Raw genomic sequence first — 18,472 nt, forward strand, 5'->3', positions numbered from 1 at the left:
ACCCTGGGTTCACCGCATAACCCTGTGGATGAAGTTATGAGCTAATAACACCTTCATTAAACCGTCTTTCAAACGTTGTACTAGGATAGGATCCACATCCTGACATTTGCGCCGACCAGGGAACATGCTCGACGCAGCTCAGGAATGGGACTGTTTCACCTGCAACTCATGGATGATGTTTATGAATTCACACCTGTTTCCCCACATCGGTAAAGTCATTGCGAGCACCGGCAGCCGGCACTTTCCGCGGATGCTGCATGACCTGATCCAGACTCAACTGGCGGTGGACGCCACACACATTCGCCAGATGCGCGTCGAGCCGGTGGGCCGCCCCGCCCATCGCCACCCACTGGAAACCGGCAAAGACTCGGCCCAGCAGGCTGAAACGGTATTCTGCGAACAGATTGCCGCACGCTCGAGCGAGCCAATGGAGCCGCCAGCCGGGGCCAGCGCCGACGCCTCACAATTGCACCTGACCCGGCGCAAGGACGGCTACCGCTACGTGATTTCGGTGTATCGCAACGACCAGTCGCAACGGTTCTCGGCTCAGGAGCAGAGTTTGTTGCAGGACATTTCTCCGGTGCTGTTGCCGATGCTGGAAAAACACATTCACGCCCTGCAACCCCAGCAGGCCAACACAGAAGACCCGTCGCCCGGCGCGGACGGCGCGCAACAGGGCCTGGAAAACCTGCGGCAGCGCTTCAACGAGCGTTTACAGCAACTGGGCCTGAGCCTGTCCAATCGCGAAACCGAAGTGTGCATCGGGTTGCTCGCCGGACGTACCGCGCCGGAGCTGGCCGAACAGTTGCAACTGAAGGTCAACACGGTGGAAAGCTATCTCAAGCGCGCGGCGATCAAACTGGGGATCAGCGGCCGGCATTCGTTGATGCGCTGGATGTATTCGCCAGAGGACACCAGCCACGCCACCAGCGCAGCCTGAGTCCGCAACCGAACAAAAAACCGCCGCCCTCCCCGGGCGGCGGTTTTTTACATTGGGGGCCTAATCCTTCGGCACAACTCTATCCAGCGCTTGATTCACCGCCAACTCCCCCAGCATCACCACTTGCGCAATGCCCAACACCGTATTGCGACCCGGCCCTTCCAGCGTTCCGGCGAAATCACCAAGCATGACGGTGGCCGAGGCCAGGGATTCGCAGGCGTTGGCCAGCAGGGATTCGGTGTCGGTTTGTGGGTTGACCAGGAACATGCTGCTGGGGGTGTACGGCGTTGCCATGATGTTCGCGGGCGCGAGGTAATGGTCGAGGGCGCGTTCGGCGGCTTCGTGGAGCTTTCTGGAGTTGAGGGATTCGTAGGGTGATACCGACTCTGTGGCCGGCGGGTTGGGCTTGGGTTCGGGCATCAGTTGGAACTCCGATCGGGGCACTTTGAAAGGATTACTCACTGTAGGAGCTGCCGCAGGCTGCGATCTTTTGATCTTGATCTTAAAAACAAAATCAAAAGATCGCAGCCTGCGGCAGCTCCTACACGGGGACCGGGCAGTTAGTTCGGCACGCGGCGGCCATCGAGTATCCGGTTGACCATCAGTTCACTGAGCATGATTACCTGATGCAGCATCAGCATCGCCCGGCGCTGCGAGTTGTCGACGGTGTCGCCGATATCTCGGGCCATGTCACTGGCGGCGGCTAAAGATTCGCAGGCTTCGACGAGCAAGGTTTCCTCGTCCACGGTGGGGTCGATGAGGAAGATTCTGTTGGATTTGCTTGAGGGTGTTAAAGGGATCGAGATCTTCAGTGCGCCGGGGTTGAGGTAGAAGTTGATGGCGCGGTCGGTGGCCGCTTTTATCTTCTGCGGGTCGAGGGCTGGGTCGTACGGGATTGAGGTGTCCGGGGGGTTGGGTGTGGCTTTGAACATGGATGAAGCTCCTGCTTAGCAAAAGTAAGGAGCCATCACTCTCGCTACCAAACGAGGGTGGCGGCCATACGCGGGTTGGTAGACCGGTCTAAGCAGGAAAACCCGGCGCTCCCGAAGGAGCCCCACGCATGGCCACCATAAAATCGAGCCCCTGAAAAGGGACTGCACACGGTGTCGCCATCACACTTAGAAACGGGCTACCAAACCCGATCACTGATTTTCAGTGACAGGGAAACGATATAGCCCGCCCCATAGCCGTGTAAGCCGGCGGATTCTGGCGTACGCGTAGGTAACGGCGCAAGGCGTTGTAGCCGTTATGGCGTAACGGTTCGTGTACTTTAAACGCGGTTGCGGGGTTATGTTTATTTGCGGGGTTTGCTCTGTTGTTTTGATTTTGTCTGTTATGCCGCTTTCGCGAGCGGGCTCGCTCCCACAGTTGGAATGCGTGCATTCAGGTGGGAGGTTGGTTGGCGGGTAGGCCGCCATCGCTGGCAAGCCAGCTCCCACCATTTGACCGAGTGCATTCAGTCAGGGACTGGTCGACTGTGAGGCCGCTTTCGCGAGCAGGCTCGCTCCCACAGTTGGAGTGCGTGCATTCAGGTGGGAGGTTGGTCGGCGGGTAGGCCGTCATCGCTGGCAAGCCCGCTCCCACAGTTGGAAAGCGAAAAACAGGGACGGGTTCATGACCCGTCCCTTTCGATTTGTGCACTTCAGTGCACGAGCCCGGCCAATCAGCTTCGGCAATCAGTCCCGCGCCAGCGCCTCGATCGGGTCCAGGCGCGATGCATTACGCGCGGGGACGAAGCCGAAGACGATGCCAATCAACGTCGAGCAGATCACCGCCGTCAGCACCGAGGCCATGGAGAACACCATCTCCCATTCCTTGATGAACAGCGAAAACAGATGGCCGATGGCATACGACAGGGAAATGCCGATGGCCCCGCCGAGCAGGCAGACCATCACCGCCTCCACCAGAAACTGCTGACGAATGTCCGACTGGCGTGCGCCGACCGCCATGCGAATGCCGATCTCGCGCGTACGCTCGGTGACCGACACCAGCATTATGTTCATCACGCCGATGCCGCCGACCACCAGCGAAATCACCGCGATCAGCGACAGCAGCAAGGCCAGCGAACGGCTGGTTTTCTGCACGGTCTGCATCACGCTGTCGAGGTTGTTGGTGTAGAAGTCCTTGATGCCGTGGCGTTGCAGCATCAATTGGGTGACGTGATTTTCCACGACTTTGCTCGACTGGCCGTCCTTGATCCGTACGCTGATGCTGTCGAGAAAGCGTTGGCCCAGGATACGCCCGGCGGCGGTTTCGTAGGGCACCCAGACGTTGAGGGTTTTGCCCGAGGCAAACAGGTTCTTGTTCTCGGCGGCCACGCCGATCACGGTGCACGGCAGGTTGCCGATCAGGATCACCTGGCCCAGCGGATCGACACCCTCGCCGAACAACCGATGCCGGGTGTTGTAGTCGATCACCACCACCTGCGCCTGGCGCCGCGCATCGCTCTCGCTGAAGGTGATGCCCGCCTCCAGTTTGATTCCGCGAACCTGGAAATACTGATCACTGACGCCATTGATCTGCGCGTCGAGGTCGATGTTGCGATAACGCAGAAGCATGCTGCGACCGACCACCGGGGTGGCGCTGTCGACGTAATACAGTTGATTCAGCGCGGTGACATCCGCCGGCACCAGTGTCTCGATCGAGGCGGCGCGCTTGTCGCCGAAACTGCTGCCGGAATAGATATCGATGGTATTGCTGCCAATCGCCGAAATGTCCTTGAGCACGTAATTTTTCGCGCCCTCACCGATCGCCGAAATCGACACCACCGAGGTGATGCCGATGACAATCCCGAGCATGGTCAGCAAGGTGCGCATGCGGTGCGAAATCAGCGCCACCCAGGCCATGTTGAAGGCTTCCTTGAACAGCCCGAGGCTGGCCACCAGGCGGCGGGTCGCCGGGGGTTTTGGTGGCACGTCTTCGTCCGACAGTTGCCCGGTGTCGCGCTGGTTGCGCCGGTCGCTGAGGATTTCTCCGTCGCTGACTTCGATGATGCGCTCGGCATTGGCCGCGACTTTCGGGTCGTGGGTCACCAGAATCACCGTGTGCCCGGCCGCGTGCAGCTCCAGCAGGATGCGCATCACTTCCTTGCCGCTGGCGGTGTCGAGGGCGCCGGTGGGTTCGTCGGCGAGAATCACTTCCCCGCCATTCATCAAGGCCCGGGCGATACTCACCCGTTGCTGCTGACCACCGGAGAGCTGGCTCGGCCGGTGGGTCAGGTGCCCGTCGAGACCCAGTCGCGCCAACAACTCGCGGGCGCGGGCGTGGCGTTGCGGCGCGGGGATGCCGGCGTAGATCGCTGGCATCTCGACGTTGTGCATCGCGCTCAGGTGCGGCAGCAAGTGATAGCGCTGGAAGATGAAACCGAAGTAATCGCGGCGCAGTTCGGCCAGCGCCTGATCGTCAAGGTCGCGGGTCTCTTGGCCGTTGATCTTGTAGCTGCCGGCGGTGGCGTAATCGAGGCAGCCGAGGATGTTCATCAGGGTTGATTTGCCGGAGCCGGAGGCGCCGATGATCGCCACCATTTCCCCGGCACTGATCGTCAGGTTGATGTTCTTCAGTGCGAGAAATTCACGGTCGCCGGCGGTAAAACTGCGGGTGATGCCGGTCAGTTGCAGTAACGGCTGCGTCATGCTCAAGCCCCCGCCACGGCGGGCAACGGATCACCGATCACCACCCGCTCGCCTTCGCTGAGGCCCTGATTGATCTGCACTTTGACGTTGTTGTTGATCCCGGTCTGGACGTTGCGCGACTGCGCTTGGCCCTTGGAATCGAGCACCCGCACCGGAAAGCTGCCATCGGCGTTGCGTGGCCCGAGCGCGGCCACCGGTACGGTCAGCACCGATTGCGCGGTATCGAGGACGATACGCACCTGCGCGGTCATCGAGATGCGCAAGCGATGGTCGGGATTGGGCACCTCGAACAACGCGTTGTAAAACACTGCAGTGTTCTGTTTCGGGGTGCCGGCCGGCGGCGTTTCGAGGAAGTTCTGCGGCGCCGGCTCAGTGCCGCGCAGCTTGCCGTAATAGCGTTTGTCCTCGCCGAGAATAGTGAAATACACCTGCTGCCCCGGCGCGATATGAATCACGTCGGCCTCCGACACCTGGGCCTTGATGGTCATGGTGTCCAGATCCGCCAGTTTCAGCAGGATCGGCGCCAACTGGTTGGCGATCACGGTCTGGCCTTCCTGGGTGACGATGCCGACCACGTCGCCATCGATCGGCGCGACGATCCGCGTGTACGCGAGATTGACCTTGGCGGTGTCGATCTGGATGTGCGCACTTTTGATCTGCGCGTCCAGCGACAGCAGATTGGCCTGCTGCACCTCGTAGTCCGATTGCGCGGTTTCGAAATCCTGACGCGAGATCGACGCGTCTTCCTGCAGGTTCTGATAGCGCTGGTAAATCGCTTTGGTCTGTTTGAGCTGGGCCTGCGTGGCGCGCTTTTGCGCCTGCAGGTTTTCCTCATCGACCTGCGCCTGACGCAGGGTGTTCTGCAGCACCAGCGGATCGATCTCGGCCAGCCATTGGCCCTTCTTCACCTTGTCGCCAACCTTGACCTTGAGCGACTTCAACTGCCCCGACACCTGAGCGCCGACATCCACTTGCTTGACGCCTTCCAGCAAACCGGTGGCGAGCACGGTGTTTTCGATATCCGAGCGTTCGACCGGGGCGGTCTGGTATTTCGGCGCTTCGGCCGGTGCCTGCACCGTGTACAGCACCAACCCGGCCACCGCCGCCAATGCCAACCCCATACCGACTTTGCGCAACTTCGACTTTTCCATAAATAACCACAAGTCCGTTCAGGGATGAACCCGGCCGGCGGCCGGGTCTTGATAGAACAACCATACTCAGGACAGCACTTCGCCGACCGCCAGCGACAGACCGTCATGCCACCATGCGGCGAAACTGAAGACGTTGGGCGCCTTGAGAATCGTGAAGTGGTTGCCCGGCCCGTACCACACCGCCAGATCGCTGACCTGTCGCTGCCAGCCTGCAAGCACCGCCGCCTGTTCGCGCTGATTGCCCCACTCGTCCAGCGTCGGGTCATCAACCAGCACCAGCCGCACCGGCCCGCTGTAGGCCAGACATGGTTGATAGACCGTGCGCAAGGCGCTGGCGAAGGTGCGTACCGGGCCGTGCATCGCATCCGGCGCCGCGCGCTCCGACAACACCCCGGCGCGCACCATGCCTGCGTGCAGCAGACGCAGTTGCGTGGTGTCGTCGGCGTTGGCGAAGGTCGCAGGATCGATGCCCAGCGACTTGCCACAGGACAATTGCAGGGTGTCAATCAGCCGTTGCAGCGCGGCAGTGGCCGTGTACGGTTTGCCCGCCGTGCCGTCACCGCCCGGTGCCTCGCTGTCGATCAACGTCAGCGAAGCCACCTCGCGCCCGGCGGCCTGCAACTGCGCGGCCATGGCATGCGCGACCCAGCCGCCGAACGAATGGCCGATCAGGTGCAGCGACCCTTGCGGGTGGATCTGCTCGATGGCTTGCAGGTAGAACGCGGCAGCGGCTTCGACCGCGCTGTGCGGCACACTGACGCCGTCCAGCCCGCGCGGTTGCAGACCGATGATCGGCCATTCCGGGCCTATCGCCTCGGTCAGGTGAATGAACCCGGTGACGCTGTCACCCGCCCCCGGCATGCAGAAAATCGGCGCATACCCCGGCTGCCCGGTCTGAATCGTCAGCAGCGGTTGATACAGCGCCGGTTCCGGCGTCACCAGGGTTTCCAGCGCCTGGGTAATGGCCTGGCCAAGCGCTTGGATGTGCGGGTGCTTCATCATGGTCCGGTGATCGCCGGGGATGTCGATGCAACGCAGCAAGCCAATGTCGAAGCGCTCTTCCCAGCCGCGCGCCGGGCTCGGCATCGACTGGCCGTCCATCAACTCTTGGGCACGGAACAAGTGGATCGGCTGGCTCGCGGGGCTGACCCGGTAATGCGCCAGCGCCAGACGATGCGCCGCTTCGCGATCAAAGTAATGCCAGGCGTCCGCCGCGCTGACCGTGGCCAGTTCCGGATCGGTCAGTTGCTGCGCCTGACAGCGCTTGAACAGCTCGGGGAAATCCAGTTGTTCGACTTGTGCTTCCAGCACTTGCACCGCCGCCAGCGCCGCCTCGCTTTCGGCACCCAGCATCAGCGAACGCCCTCGGCAATGGCCAAGTAACTGGCGCTTGTCGAGGCCCTCGCCGCTCCACATTGCCTTGTCCTGGGCGAGCGGGTTTGGCGCATAGCTGTCGAGCATGCCGATGAATTCCACCGGTTCATCGAGACCGAGCAATTGCTGGGCGACCTCATGCGCCAGCACCCCGCCGAACGACCAGCCCGCCAGCCGATACGGCCCGTGAGGCTGTACCGCGCGGATGATCCGGACCATGCGCTGCGCCATGCACTCAAGCGTGCGCAATTGCGCTTGCCCCAGCGGCACACCGGGCAGGCCGTAAATCGGGAACTCGCCACCGATGTGCTGGGCCAGCGTCGGGAAATATACGTCCCTGCCGCTGAATTCATGCATCAGAAACAGCGGCGTACCGTGCGCCCCGGCACGCACCACGACCAGCCCGTCAGGCTGACCGGGCGCCTCGCCCTGACTGAGCAGCGCGGCGGCAGACTCGATGCTCGGATGCTGGAACAGCTCGGCCAGCGACAGTTGCAGCCCGGCCCGTTGCAGCAGATTGACCAGCTTCACCGCCAGCAACGAATGCCCGCCCAGTTCAAAGAAGTTGTCGTGACGACCGACCTGTTCGACGCCAAGCACCTCGCTCCAGATCTGCGCCAGCGCGGTTTCGACTTCACCCTGTGGCGCCACGTATGGGCGGTTGATCACCGCGTCTGCACCCGGTTCCGGCAGGGCCTTGCGGTCGATCTTGTCGTTCGGTGTCAGCGGCAAAGCGTCGAGCAATACGAACGCGCCCGGCACCATGTACTCGGGCAAACGCTCCAGCACATGGCCGCGCAAGGTTTCCAGCGATGGCGCGTCGATGCCGGCGCGCAAGCTGTACCAGGCCACCAGACGCTCATCGCGCACCATCACCACCGCTTGGCGAACCGCCGGATGTTCGATCAGCCGCGCCTCGATTTCCCCCGGCTCCAGTCGCAAGCCACGCAGCTTGATCTGGAAGTCATTGCGGCCGAGGAATTCCAGTTCCCCATGATTGTTGTAGCGCGCCAGATCCCCCGTACGGTACAGGCGATCACCCGCAACAAACGGGCTGTCGATGAAGCGCTCGGCCTGCATCTCCGGCAGTCCGTGATAACCACGCGCCACGCCGACGCCGCCAATGTGCAACTCGCCGCTGACGCCTTGCGGCACCGGTTGACCGTACGCATCGAGCACGTACAAACGCGTGTTACTCAGAGCCTTGCCGATCGGCACCACGTTTTCCGGCACTGGCATGTGCGGTTCCAGCGTCCAGCCCGTGCTGTCCACCGTGGTTTCAGTCGGGCCGTAAACGTTGTGCAACCGCACCCACGGCAGGCGATCGCGCACTTGGCGCGCCAGCGCTGCACTGAGTTCACCACCGCCGTTGAGCACATCGGTCAGGCTGGTGCACTGTTCGACGCCATCCTGTTCGATGAACTGCTGCAACAGCGCCGGGACGAACTTGACCACCGTCACCTGCTGCTCACGAATGGTCTGCACCACATACGCCGAATCGCGATTGCCGTCCGGTCGCGCCAGTACCAGACGCATCCCCGAACACAGCGGCCAGAAAATCTCCCACACCGAACTGTCGAAGCTGAACGGCGCTTTTTGCAGCAACGCACCGTGTTCGGTCGGGGGCGAAATCTGCGACCCCCAATGCACCATATTGCAGGCGCTGCGGTGTTCGATCATCACGCCTTTCGGCAACCCGGTAGAGCCCGAGGTGTAGATCATGTACGCAAGATTCGAGGCACTGAGGCCCGGCACTGGCGAATCGTGATCCGGCAAATGTTGCCAACTGTCGTGATCCAGGTCGATCAACGCCGCGGCACCTTCATCGAACAACCCGCGAGTCGCCGTTTGCACCAGCACCGCCACAGGCGTGCTGTCCTTGAGCATGTAGGCCAGACGCTCCGCCGGATACCCCGGATCCAGCGGCACATAGGCGCCGCCAGCCTTGAGGATGCCGAGCAGACCGACCACCAAATCCAGCCCGCGCTCGACGCAGATCGCCACCCGCGCATCCGGCTGCACACCGAGTTCGCGCAGATGCTGGGCCAAACGGTTAGCACGCTGATTGAGCTCGCGGTAAGTCAGGGTTCCCTGCGCGGATTGCAGCGCGATGGCGTCCGGTTTGCGCCGCACCTGCGCTTCGAACAAGCCATGCAACGGCTGCTCCAGCGGACAATCAACGGCGCTGGCATTGAAATCGACCAGCAAACGCTGCTGCTCCTGCGGTGCGAGCAACGGCACTCGCGCAAGCACGGCCTGATCGTCGTTGACCAACGCCGCCAGCAGCCGCTGGAAGTAGCCGACGAAACGCTGCACCGTCGACTCATCGAACAACGCCGTGGCGTAGCGCAACGAACCGCGAATGCCGTCGTGCGAATCGCCAAGACTCAGCGACAGATCGAATTTCACAAAATGGCTGTCGCCGGCCACCCCTTCCAGGGTCAGGTCGCCGAGGGTCAGGCTCGGATCGTCGTTGTTGTCCCAACTGAGCATGGTCTGGAACAACGCGCTGTGCGACAGGCTGCGGACCGGTTTGCTGATGTCCACCACTTGCTCGAACGGCAGATCCTGATGCGCCTGAGCGTCCAGAGTCCGCGCCTTGACCCGCGCCAGCAGCGCCTCGCCGCTCGGTTCGCCCGAGGTGTCGATGCGCAGCGCCAGGGTGTTGACGAACATGCCGATCAGGCCTTCGATCTCGGCGCGGGTGCGGTTGGCCACTGGCGAGCCAATCACCACGTCGTTCTGCCCGGACAAACGACTGAGCAACATCGCCCAGGCGCTCATGATCACCATGTACGGCGTCACCGCGCGACGCTGACACAAGGCTTTCAAACCGGCGCTCAAGTGTTGATCAAGCAGCATGTCGACGCGGCTGCCGGAATAGTCCTGCTGTGGCGGACGCGGACGGTCGGTGGGCAGGGTCAGCAAGGCCGGCGCGCCGGTCAGGGTCTGCTGCCAGTAATCGCTCTGGCGCTGCAGCACCTCGCCGCTGAGCCAGCGCCGTTGCCACACTGCGTAGTCGGTGTATTGCAGCGCCAGCGGCGGCAGCGGATCGTCTTCGCCACGGCTGAACGCTTGATACAACGCGGCCAGCTCACGGGTCAGCACGCCCATCGACCAGCCATCGGCGATGATGTGGTGCAGCGTCAGCAACAGCACATGATGGTCGTCGGCCAGACGCACCAGACGTCCGCGCAGCAGCGCATCGTGCTGCAGATTGAAGGAGGCGCAGGCCTGTTCCTCGATCAGGCCACGCAAGGCGTTGTCAGCCTGTGGGTGCTGACGCAAGTCTTCTACCGCCAGCAACAGACCGATCTCGGCCGGCAGGATCAACACCTGCGGCTGATCGTCGATCTGGCTGAAGCGGCTGCGCAGGGTTTCGTGACGCGCGACGATGCGTGCCAGTGCCCGTTGCAGCGCGTCTTCATCCAGCCGACCACGCAGGCGCAGACCGACCGGGATGTTGTAGGCGCTGTTGCCGCCATCCATCTGCGCCAGGAACCACAGGCGTTGCTGAGCGAAAGACAGCGGTAATAGCTGATCACGGGGTGCCGGCAAAATCTCCGGCAAGGTGCTGCGCCCCGCCCGGCTCAGCACCTCGGCGACAGCAGCCAGCTCGGGGTTGGCGAACAACTCGGCCAGTGTCAGCTCGACGCCCAACTGCTGGCGCACCTGCGACAGCATGCGCATCGCCAGCAACGAATGCCCGCCCAGTTCGAAGAAGTTGTCGTGACGACCGACCTGTTCGAGCTGCAACAAGCCAGCCCAGATCCGCGCCAAATGTTGTTCCAGCGCCGAGATCGGCGCGACATACACCCGACTGAGCATCGCTGCCTGGGTCGGCGCCGGCAGCGCCTTGCGGTCAACCTTGCCGTTGTTGTTCAACGGCAGTACATCCAGTTGTACCCACGCGCTCGGCACCATGTATTCCGGCAGTCGCGCCAGCAACTGCGCGTGCAGATCGGCGCTGTCCAGGCGCCCGGCGTGGGCGGTGTAGTACGCCACCAGACGGGAGATGTCCTGACCATCGCGGCGCGCCAGCACCACCGCTTCCTTGATCCCCTGGCAGTTGAGCAGGCGGTTTTCGATTTCGCCCAGTTCGATACGGAAACCGCGAATTTTCACCTGATCGTCATTGCGCCCGATGCAATCGAGCTGCCCCGGGGCCAGCCAGCGCGCGAGGTCGCCCGTGCGATACAGCAGCGCGCCCGGCTGCTCGCTGAACGGATCACACAGAAACTTCTCGGCGGTCAGATCCGGGCGATTCAGATAACCCAGCGCCACGCCCTGCCCGCCGATGTACAACTCGCCGGTCACGCCCATCGGCACCGGTTGCTGATGCGCGTCGAGCACGTACACCTGAGTGTTGGAGATCGGCGCGCCAATCGGCACGCTCTCGGCGTTTTCCGCCACTTCACGCACTTCAAACGTCGTGGCGTAAGTGGTGGTTTCGGTCGGGCCGTAGCAATGCACGATGCGCAACTCTGGCGCCTCGGCCAGCAGTCGACGGAACGCTGCCGGATCGCCCCGTTCACCGCCACACAGCAGAATGCGCAGGCCTTTCAGCGCCTGCGGAATCAACTGCACGTACTGGTTGAACAGCGCAGTGGTGACGAACAGCACAGTCGCCCCGGAGGCGCTCAATTCATGGCCGAACGCGTTCGGATCAAGCAGGGTCTGGTGATCGATCACCACCACACGCCCGCCGTTGAGCAGCGGTCCCCAGATGTCCATGGTGCTGGCGTCGAACGCCGGGTTGGAGGCGAACACCACGCGGTCCTGCGCATTGAAATCGGCGTAGCCGTTGTTCAGCACCAGGCGGCCGATGGCGCGGTGCGGCACCATCACGCCTTTCGGCGTGCCGGTGGAGCCGGAGGTGTACATGATGTACGCCAGCGACTCCGAGGACTGCGCCAGATTCGGGTTGTGCGTCGGTTGGCCGCTGAGGGTCAAGCGGTCGAGGTCGATGCGTGGCGCAGCGTAGTCGATGACTTCACTGCTGAGGGTCAGCAACGCCGCCGCGTGACAGTCTTCGACCATGAACGCCTGCCGCTCGCTCGGCGCATTGATATCCAGCGGCACATAGGCCGCCGCGCACTTGGCAATCGCCAGTTGCGCCACCAGCAGCTCCAGCGAACGCGGCAACAGGATCGCCACGTGATCGCCCGGCTGCACGCCCTGGCTGATCAAGTGATGCGCCAGACGGTTGGCCTGGGCGTTCAGTTCAAAGTAGCTCAGCGAATGCTCGCCATGCACCGCCGCCACCGCCTTGGGATGCGCCGCTGCCTGCTGCTGGAAAATCCCGTGCACGGTCAACGTCTGCGGGTATTCGCGTGCGGTGGCGTTGAACTCGTAGAGCAAGCGCTGACGCTCTGGCTCGGTGAGTAACGCCACCCGCTCCAACACCGTCTGCTCATCGCTGACCATCGCCGCCAGCAGGCGCTGCAGGTAGCCGACATAACGCTCGACGGTCGCTTGATCGAACAACGCCGTGGCGTACTCCAGCGATCCGCGAATCACCCCGTTGACCTCACCCAGGGTCAGGGTCAGGTCGAACTTGGCCACCTGGCCCGGCGCGGCCACACCTTCGAGGCGCAGATCGCCCAACGCCAGGTTCGGCCCGACGTTGCTGTCCCAGCTCAGCGTGCTCTGGAACAACGGGCTGTGCGCCAGACTGCGCGCCGGCCGGGTGATTTCCACCACTTGCTCGAACGGCAGATCCTGATGCGCCTGCGCCTCCAGCGTGCGCGCCTTGACCCGTGCCAGCAGCGTGGCCACGTTCGGTTCGCCCGAGGTGTCGATGCGCAGGGCCAGGGTGTTGACGAACATGCCGATCAGGCCTTCGATCTCGGCCCGGGTGCGGTTGGCCACCGGCGAGCCGATCACCACGTCGGACTGCCCGGACAGACGACTCAGCAACAGCGACCAGGCACTCATCAGGGTCATGAACAGAGTCACGCCGTGACGCTGACTCAAGGCTTTGAGCCCGGTGCTCAGATGCTCATCCAGGCGTACTTCGACGCTGCTGCCGGCGAAATCTTGCTGTACCGGACGCGGACGGTCGGTGGGCAGGGTCAGCAAGGCCGGCGCGCCGTCGAGGGTCTGCTGCCAGTAATCGCTCTGCCGCTGCAGCACTTCACCGCTGAGCCAGCGCCGCTGCCACACGGCGTAGTCGCCGTATTGCAGCGCCAGTGGTGGCAACGGATTCGGTTGCCCGTGACTGAAGGCTTGGTACAGCGCCATCAGCTCACGGGTCAGCACGCCCATCGACCAGCCATCGGCGACGATGTGATGCACGGTCAGCAACAGCACATGATGATCGTCAGCCAGACGCAGCAGGCGTGCGCGAATCAGCGGATCGTGCTGCAGATCGAAGGCAGTCGCGGCTTCCTGCGCGAGCAGTGCCTGCACCGTGGCTTCGGCCTGTGGATCCTGGCGCAGGTCCTCCACCTGCAACAGCAGACCGCTATCGACCGGTGCAATCGCCACCTGCGCCTGATCGTCGACGCTGACGAAACGGCTGCGCAGCGTTTCGTGCCGCGCAACGATCTGCGTCAGTGCGCGCTGCAAGGCTTCGACATCGAGGCGTCCATGCAGGCGCAGGCCAAGCGGAATGTTGTACGCCGAATTGCCGCCGTCCATTTGCGCGAGGAACCACAGGCGTTGCTGGGCGAAGGACAGCGTGCCGTCACGCGGCACCGCTACGATCTGCGGTTGGCTACTGACCTGCGCTACGCACAGGCACTCGGCGACCGCCGCCAGTTCAGGGTTGGCGAACAGATCGGCCAGCACCAGTTCCAGCCCCAGTTGCTGACGCACCTGCGCGACCATGCGCATGGCCAGCAGTGAATGCCCGCCAAGTTCGAAGAAGTGATCATGGCGGCCAACCCGCTCGACCTGCAGCACCTCGGCCCAGATCTGCGCCAGCGCTGTTTCCAGCTCGTCTTGCGGTTCGACGTATTCGCGGGTGAATAGCGCAGTCAGGTCAGGTTTCGGCAATGCCTTGCGGTCGACCTTGCCGTTGGCGGTCAGCGGCAATCCGTCGAGCCTGACAAATGCCGCCGGCACCATGTACTCCGGCAGTTGCGCCAACAGCCGGGCGCGCAGATCGCCAACGCTCAGTGCTGCGCCCTGCTCGGTGTAATACGCCACCAACCGTGGCTGACCGGGTTCGTCCTCACGGGCCAGCAATACCGCCTCCTGGACGCCGGGGAGCTGATTGAGCCGGGTTTCGATCTCGCCCAACTCGATACGCACGCCTCGGATTTTCACCTGATCGTCGTTGCGCCCGAGGTATTCGAGCGTGCCGTCCTCGCGCCAGCGCGCAAGGTCACCGGTGCGGTACATACGTGCATTCGGCACGCTGCTGAACGGATCGCGCAGGAAGCGTTCGGCGGTCATCTGCGGACGGTTCAGGTAACCACGGGCCACGCCGGCACCTCCGACATACAACTCGCCGATCACCCCCAGCGGTACCGGGCGTTGCCGTGCGTCGAGCAGATACACCGTGGCATTGCTCACCGGTTTACCGATATGCAGCACGTCGCCCGCTGCAATCAGGCCGGAGGTGGCGACCACCGTAGCCTCGGTCGGGCCATAATTGTTGATCACCCGGAACGGCTGGTTGCGGTTGAACTGGCGCAGACGATCGCCACCGATCAACAGGGTTTTCAGGGTCGGATGCGCCGGCTCCTGACTGAAGGCGTATTCGGCCACCGGGGTCGGCAGGAAGCTCACGTCCAGCGGCTGCGCCCGCCACCAGGCGAGCAACGCGTCGATGTCTTCGTTGCCGTCATGGTTTGGCGCCAGATGCACGGTCGCACCCACGCACAGCGCCGGCCAGACTTCCCAGGCCATGGCGTCGAAACCGAACCCGGCCAGGCTCGAGGTATGGCTGCCGGCGTGCAGATCGAAGGCCGCGCAGTGCCAGTCCACGAGGTTGCTCAGCGCCTGGTGCTCGACCATCACGCCTTTCGGCAGACCGGTGGAGCCGGAGGTGTAGATTACGTAAGCCAGATGCTGCGGGCTCAGGGCCGGCAGCGATGGGTTGTCGACGCGCTCGTTTGACCATTGGCGCAGATCAAGGTCGATCAGCGGCACCGTCAATGCCGGCAGGCGTTCACGCAGATCGCTTTGGCTCAGCACCGCGACGGGCGCACTGTCTTGCAGCAGATAGCTCAGGCGCTCCGCCGGGTGCGCCGGATCCACCGGCACATAACCGGCGCCGGCCTTGAGAATCGCCATTAGCCCGACCAGCGTATCGAGACCGCGCCGGGCGACGATGGCCACGCGGTCGTCAGGCTGTACACCCGACGCAATCAGGTGATGCGCCAGCATGTTGGCCTGGCGGTTCAACTCGGCATAGCTCAGCGAAGCATCGGCAAACACCGCCGCCAGCGCCTGCGGTCGCTCAAGCGCTTGCTGCTCGAAACGCTGGGCAATCGTCAGTCCCTGTGGGTAATTGGCGCGGGTCGCGTTGAAGCTGTGCAACAACTGCTCGCGCTCCGTGTCCGGCAGGATCGACAGCCGCTCGAAACCTTGATGCGGCGCGTGTTCCAGCGCATCCGCCAAGCTGTGCAAGGCGCATTGCAGATAGTTGCAGATGCGCTGTGCATCGATACCGACACCGGCCAGTGCGGTCAGGCTGAAGCCTTCGCCGAGATCGTCGACGCTGAGGGTCAGGCGATAGTTGCTGTGTTCCTCGGCCTCAAGCAATTGCATGCCTTGCCAAGCCGTTTGGGCCTCGGCAGAACCGCCCTGCGCCGAGGCACCATGACGATAATTGAACAACGAACTGAACAGCGGCGTGGTCGGCGCCATCGCGCTGCAGTGCTGGATGCGCGCCAGTTGCGCGTGTTCGTGTTGCAGCAACTGGCTCAACCGTTGATGCGTCGCCAGTGCCGCGCCCTTGACGCTGTGCGCACGCAGATCGATGCGCAATGGCAAGGTGTTGATGAACACCCCGAGCGCCCGTTCCGCGCCTTCGCCACCTTGCAACCGACCAAGCAATACCGTGCCGAACACCACGTCATCGCGACCGGACAACTGCCCCAGCACCTGCGCCCACGCCAGGTGCATCAGGCTCGCCGCGCTGACACCCAGACGCCGCGCCTGACTGCGCAGGTCGCGGCTCAGCGCGGTGTCGAGGCTCAACTGTGCCTGCGTGGCCAGCCCTTCCGGCGCCGGGTTCTGCCCGTAAGGCAAGGTTGGTTCGTCGACGTCACCGAGCATCTCGCGGAAGAACTCTTCGTGCTGCTGGTCACTCAAGCCGGACAGGGTGTGCGCCACATAATTGCGATACGGCACCGGCTCGGCCAGACGTTGCGGCTGGCCGCTGAGGAACGCCTGCATTTCATGTTGCAGCACCTCCAGCGCCACGTGGTCCATCACCAGATGATGGAACAGCAACAACGCCACCACCCGCTGATGGGCGGCGTCCCAGGCGTGCACCACGCGCATCAGTGGTGCCTGATTGACGGCCATGCGGTACTGCGTGGTGTCGAAACACCGGCGCAATTGCTCCAGTCCATCGCCGTCCGCGCCATTCAGTTGCAGCGCTTCGCACGCCAGCGGCGCCTCACGCCAGACCACTTGCACCGGGTCTTGCAGCCCGTCCCAGAACAGCGAAGTGCGCAGGATGTCGTGGCGCTGGATCACGTTCTGCAAGGCATGGGTGAAAGCGTCAAGGCGTTGCTCATCGGCAAACGCGAACTGCGCCTGCAACACATACGGATCGCCCTGTGCGGCGGACAAATGGTGGAACAGGATGCCGGTCTGCAACGGCGCCAGCGGATAAATATCCTGCACGTTGGCCACACCGCCGGGGATGCTGGCGACGATGCGGTCAATGCTCGGCTGGTCGAGCGCCACCAGTGGCAGCAGCTCGGGGGTGATGCGCGTGCAGTCCGCAGTGATCAGGTTGGCCGCAACTTCGGTTTTCGGTTCACCGCCCACGGCAGCGGCCAGCGCGGCGAGGGTCGGCTGGTTGAACAGCACGCGAATGTCGGCGCTCAGGCCGGCACGGCGCATCCGCGCCACCAGATTCACCGCCAGCAGCGAGTGACCACCGAGTTCGAAGAAATGGTCGTGGCGCCCTACCCGCTCAACCTTGAGCAATTCAGCCCAGAGCTGCGCGAGCGCGGTTTCCACTTCGCCGACCGGGGCTTCGTATTCACGGGCGGTCTGCGCCGCCAGATCGGGGGCCGGCAGCGCCTTGCGGTCAAGTTTGCCGTTGGGGCTCAGCGGCAATGCTTCGAGATGCACGAACACGGCGGGCACCATGTAGTCCGGCAGGTTTTCCAGCAAGTGGCCGCGCAGTGTTTCAATTTCCAGCTGTGCGCCGGTGTAGTACGCGACCAAACGCTTGTCGCCCGGCACGTCTTCGCGGGCCAGTACGGCGGCTTCCTGCACGCCATCGATCTGGGTCAGGCGTGCCTGGATTTCACCGAGTTCAATGCGCAAACCGCGGATCTTCACCTGATCGTCGTTGCGACCGAGGTATTCGATATTGCCGTCGGGCAGATAACGGGCGACGTCGCCGGTGCGGTACATCCGCCCATTGGCCTGGAACGGATCGGTGAGGAAGCGTTCGGCGTTCAGTTGCGGACGGTTCAAATAACCGCGCGCCACCTGCACGCCGCCGATGTACAGCTCACCGACCACACCCTGCGGCACCGGCTGTTGCTGGGCATCGAGGATGTACATCCGGGTGTTGGCGATCGGTTTGCCGATCGGCGTGTTGTCCGGGGTGCTTTCCAGTGGACCGGCGCAGTTCCACGCGGTCACGTCCACCGCCGCTTCGGTCGGGCCGTAGAGATTGTGCAATTGGCTGTCCGGCAGTTGCTGTTTGAAACGCCGCACCACGCTGCCCGGCAACGCTTCGCCGCTGCACATGACTTGCCGCAGACTGCTGCAACGTGCGGTGTCGGCGTGGGCGAGAAAGACGTCGAGCATCGACGGAACAAAGTGCAGCGTGGTGATGTGTTCGCGTTCGATGATGTCGCTGAGATACAGCGGATCCTTGTGTCCCTCGGGCCGGGCCATGACCAATCGGGCGCCAGTCATCAGCGGCCAGAAGAACTCCCAGACCGAGACGTCGAAGCTGAACGGGGTTTTCTGCAATACCGTGTCGGCGGAACTCAGTTGGTAAGCGTCCTGCATCCACAGCAGACGGTTGACCACCCCGCTGTGTTCGTTGATCACGCCTTTCGGTTGGCCAGTGGAACCGGAGGTGTAGATCACGTAGGCGGTGTGCTGCGGGGTCAATTCAGCGAGCGGAAGGTTTTCCGTCGACAGCGATTGCCAATGCGGCAGATCCAGATCGATCACCGGCACGCCAACGTCACCGAGCAACGAGCGCGTCGTTCCCTGCACCA

Annotated in this window: 6 protein-coding genes; 1 reads left to right on the plus strand and 5 read right to left on the minus strand. The window is 63.1% G+C overall.

All coding sequences use genetic code 11. The annotated features are described in order from the left end of the window. Nucleotides 1-181 precede the first annotated feature (181 nt). The gene (locus QRN61_RS14065) at nucleotides 182-940 is read left to right on the plus strand and encodes a helix-turn-helix transcriptional regulator (protein WP_285374043.1); all 759 of its coding nucleotides are present in this window, start codon (nucleotides 182-184) and stop codon (nucleotides 938-940) included. A 60-nt stretch (nucleotides 941-1,000) separates the two neighbouring features. Here QRN61_RS14065 and QRN61_RS14070 read toward each other — a convergent pair whose 3' ends face one another. The 5 genes from QRN61_RS14070 to QRN61_RS14090 form a co-directional block, all read right to left on the minus strand. After that, a complete protein-coding gene (locus tag QRN61_RS14070; protein WP_285374044.1) occupies nucleotides 1,001-1,360 on the minus strand; it encodes a DUF6124 family protein in 360 nt (119 codons plus the stop codon). A 140-nt stretch (nucleotides 1,361-1,500) separates the two neighbouring features. Further along, complete coding sequence (locus tag QRN61_RS14075; protein ID WP_183785163.1) at nucleotides 1,501-1,872, minus strand: DUF6124 family protein; 372 nt, start codon at nucleotides 1,870-1,872, stop codon at nucleotides 1,501-1,503. Between the two features lie 744 nt (nucleotides 1,873-2,616). Beyond that, nucleotides 2,617-4,572 (minus strand): MacB family efflux pump subunit, encoded by a 1,956-nt coding sequence (locus tag QRN61_RS14080; RefSeq protein WP_285374045.1) that lies wholly within the window; start codon nucleotides 4,570-4,572, stop codon nucleotides 2,617-2,619. 2 nt (nucleotides 4,573-4,574) lie between these two features. Continuing rightward, the gene (macA, locus tag QRN61_RS14085; protein ID WP_027613123.1) at nucleotides 4,575-5,723 is read right to left on the minus strand and encodes a macrolide transporter subunit MacA; all 1,149 of its coding nucleotides are present in this window, start codon (nucleotides 5,721-5,723) and stop codon (nucleotides 4,575-4,577) included. Nucleotides 5,724-5,789: 66 nt separating this feature from the next. Further along, nucleotides 5,790-18,472, minus strand: a 12,683-nt coding sequence (locus tag QRN61_RS14090) for a non-ribosomal peptide synthetase (protein ID WP_502942610.1), incomplete at its 5' end; no start/stop codon positions are given.

The organism is Pseudomonas sp. lyk4-TYG-107 (assembly GCF_030209055.1).
In the GTDB taxonomy this organism is placed as follows: Bacteria; Pseudomonadota; Gammaproteobacteria; order Pseudomonadales; family Pseudomonadaceae; genus Aquipseudomonas; species Aquipseudomonas putida_A.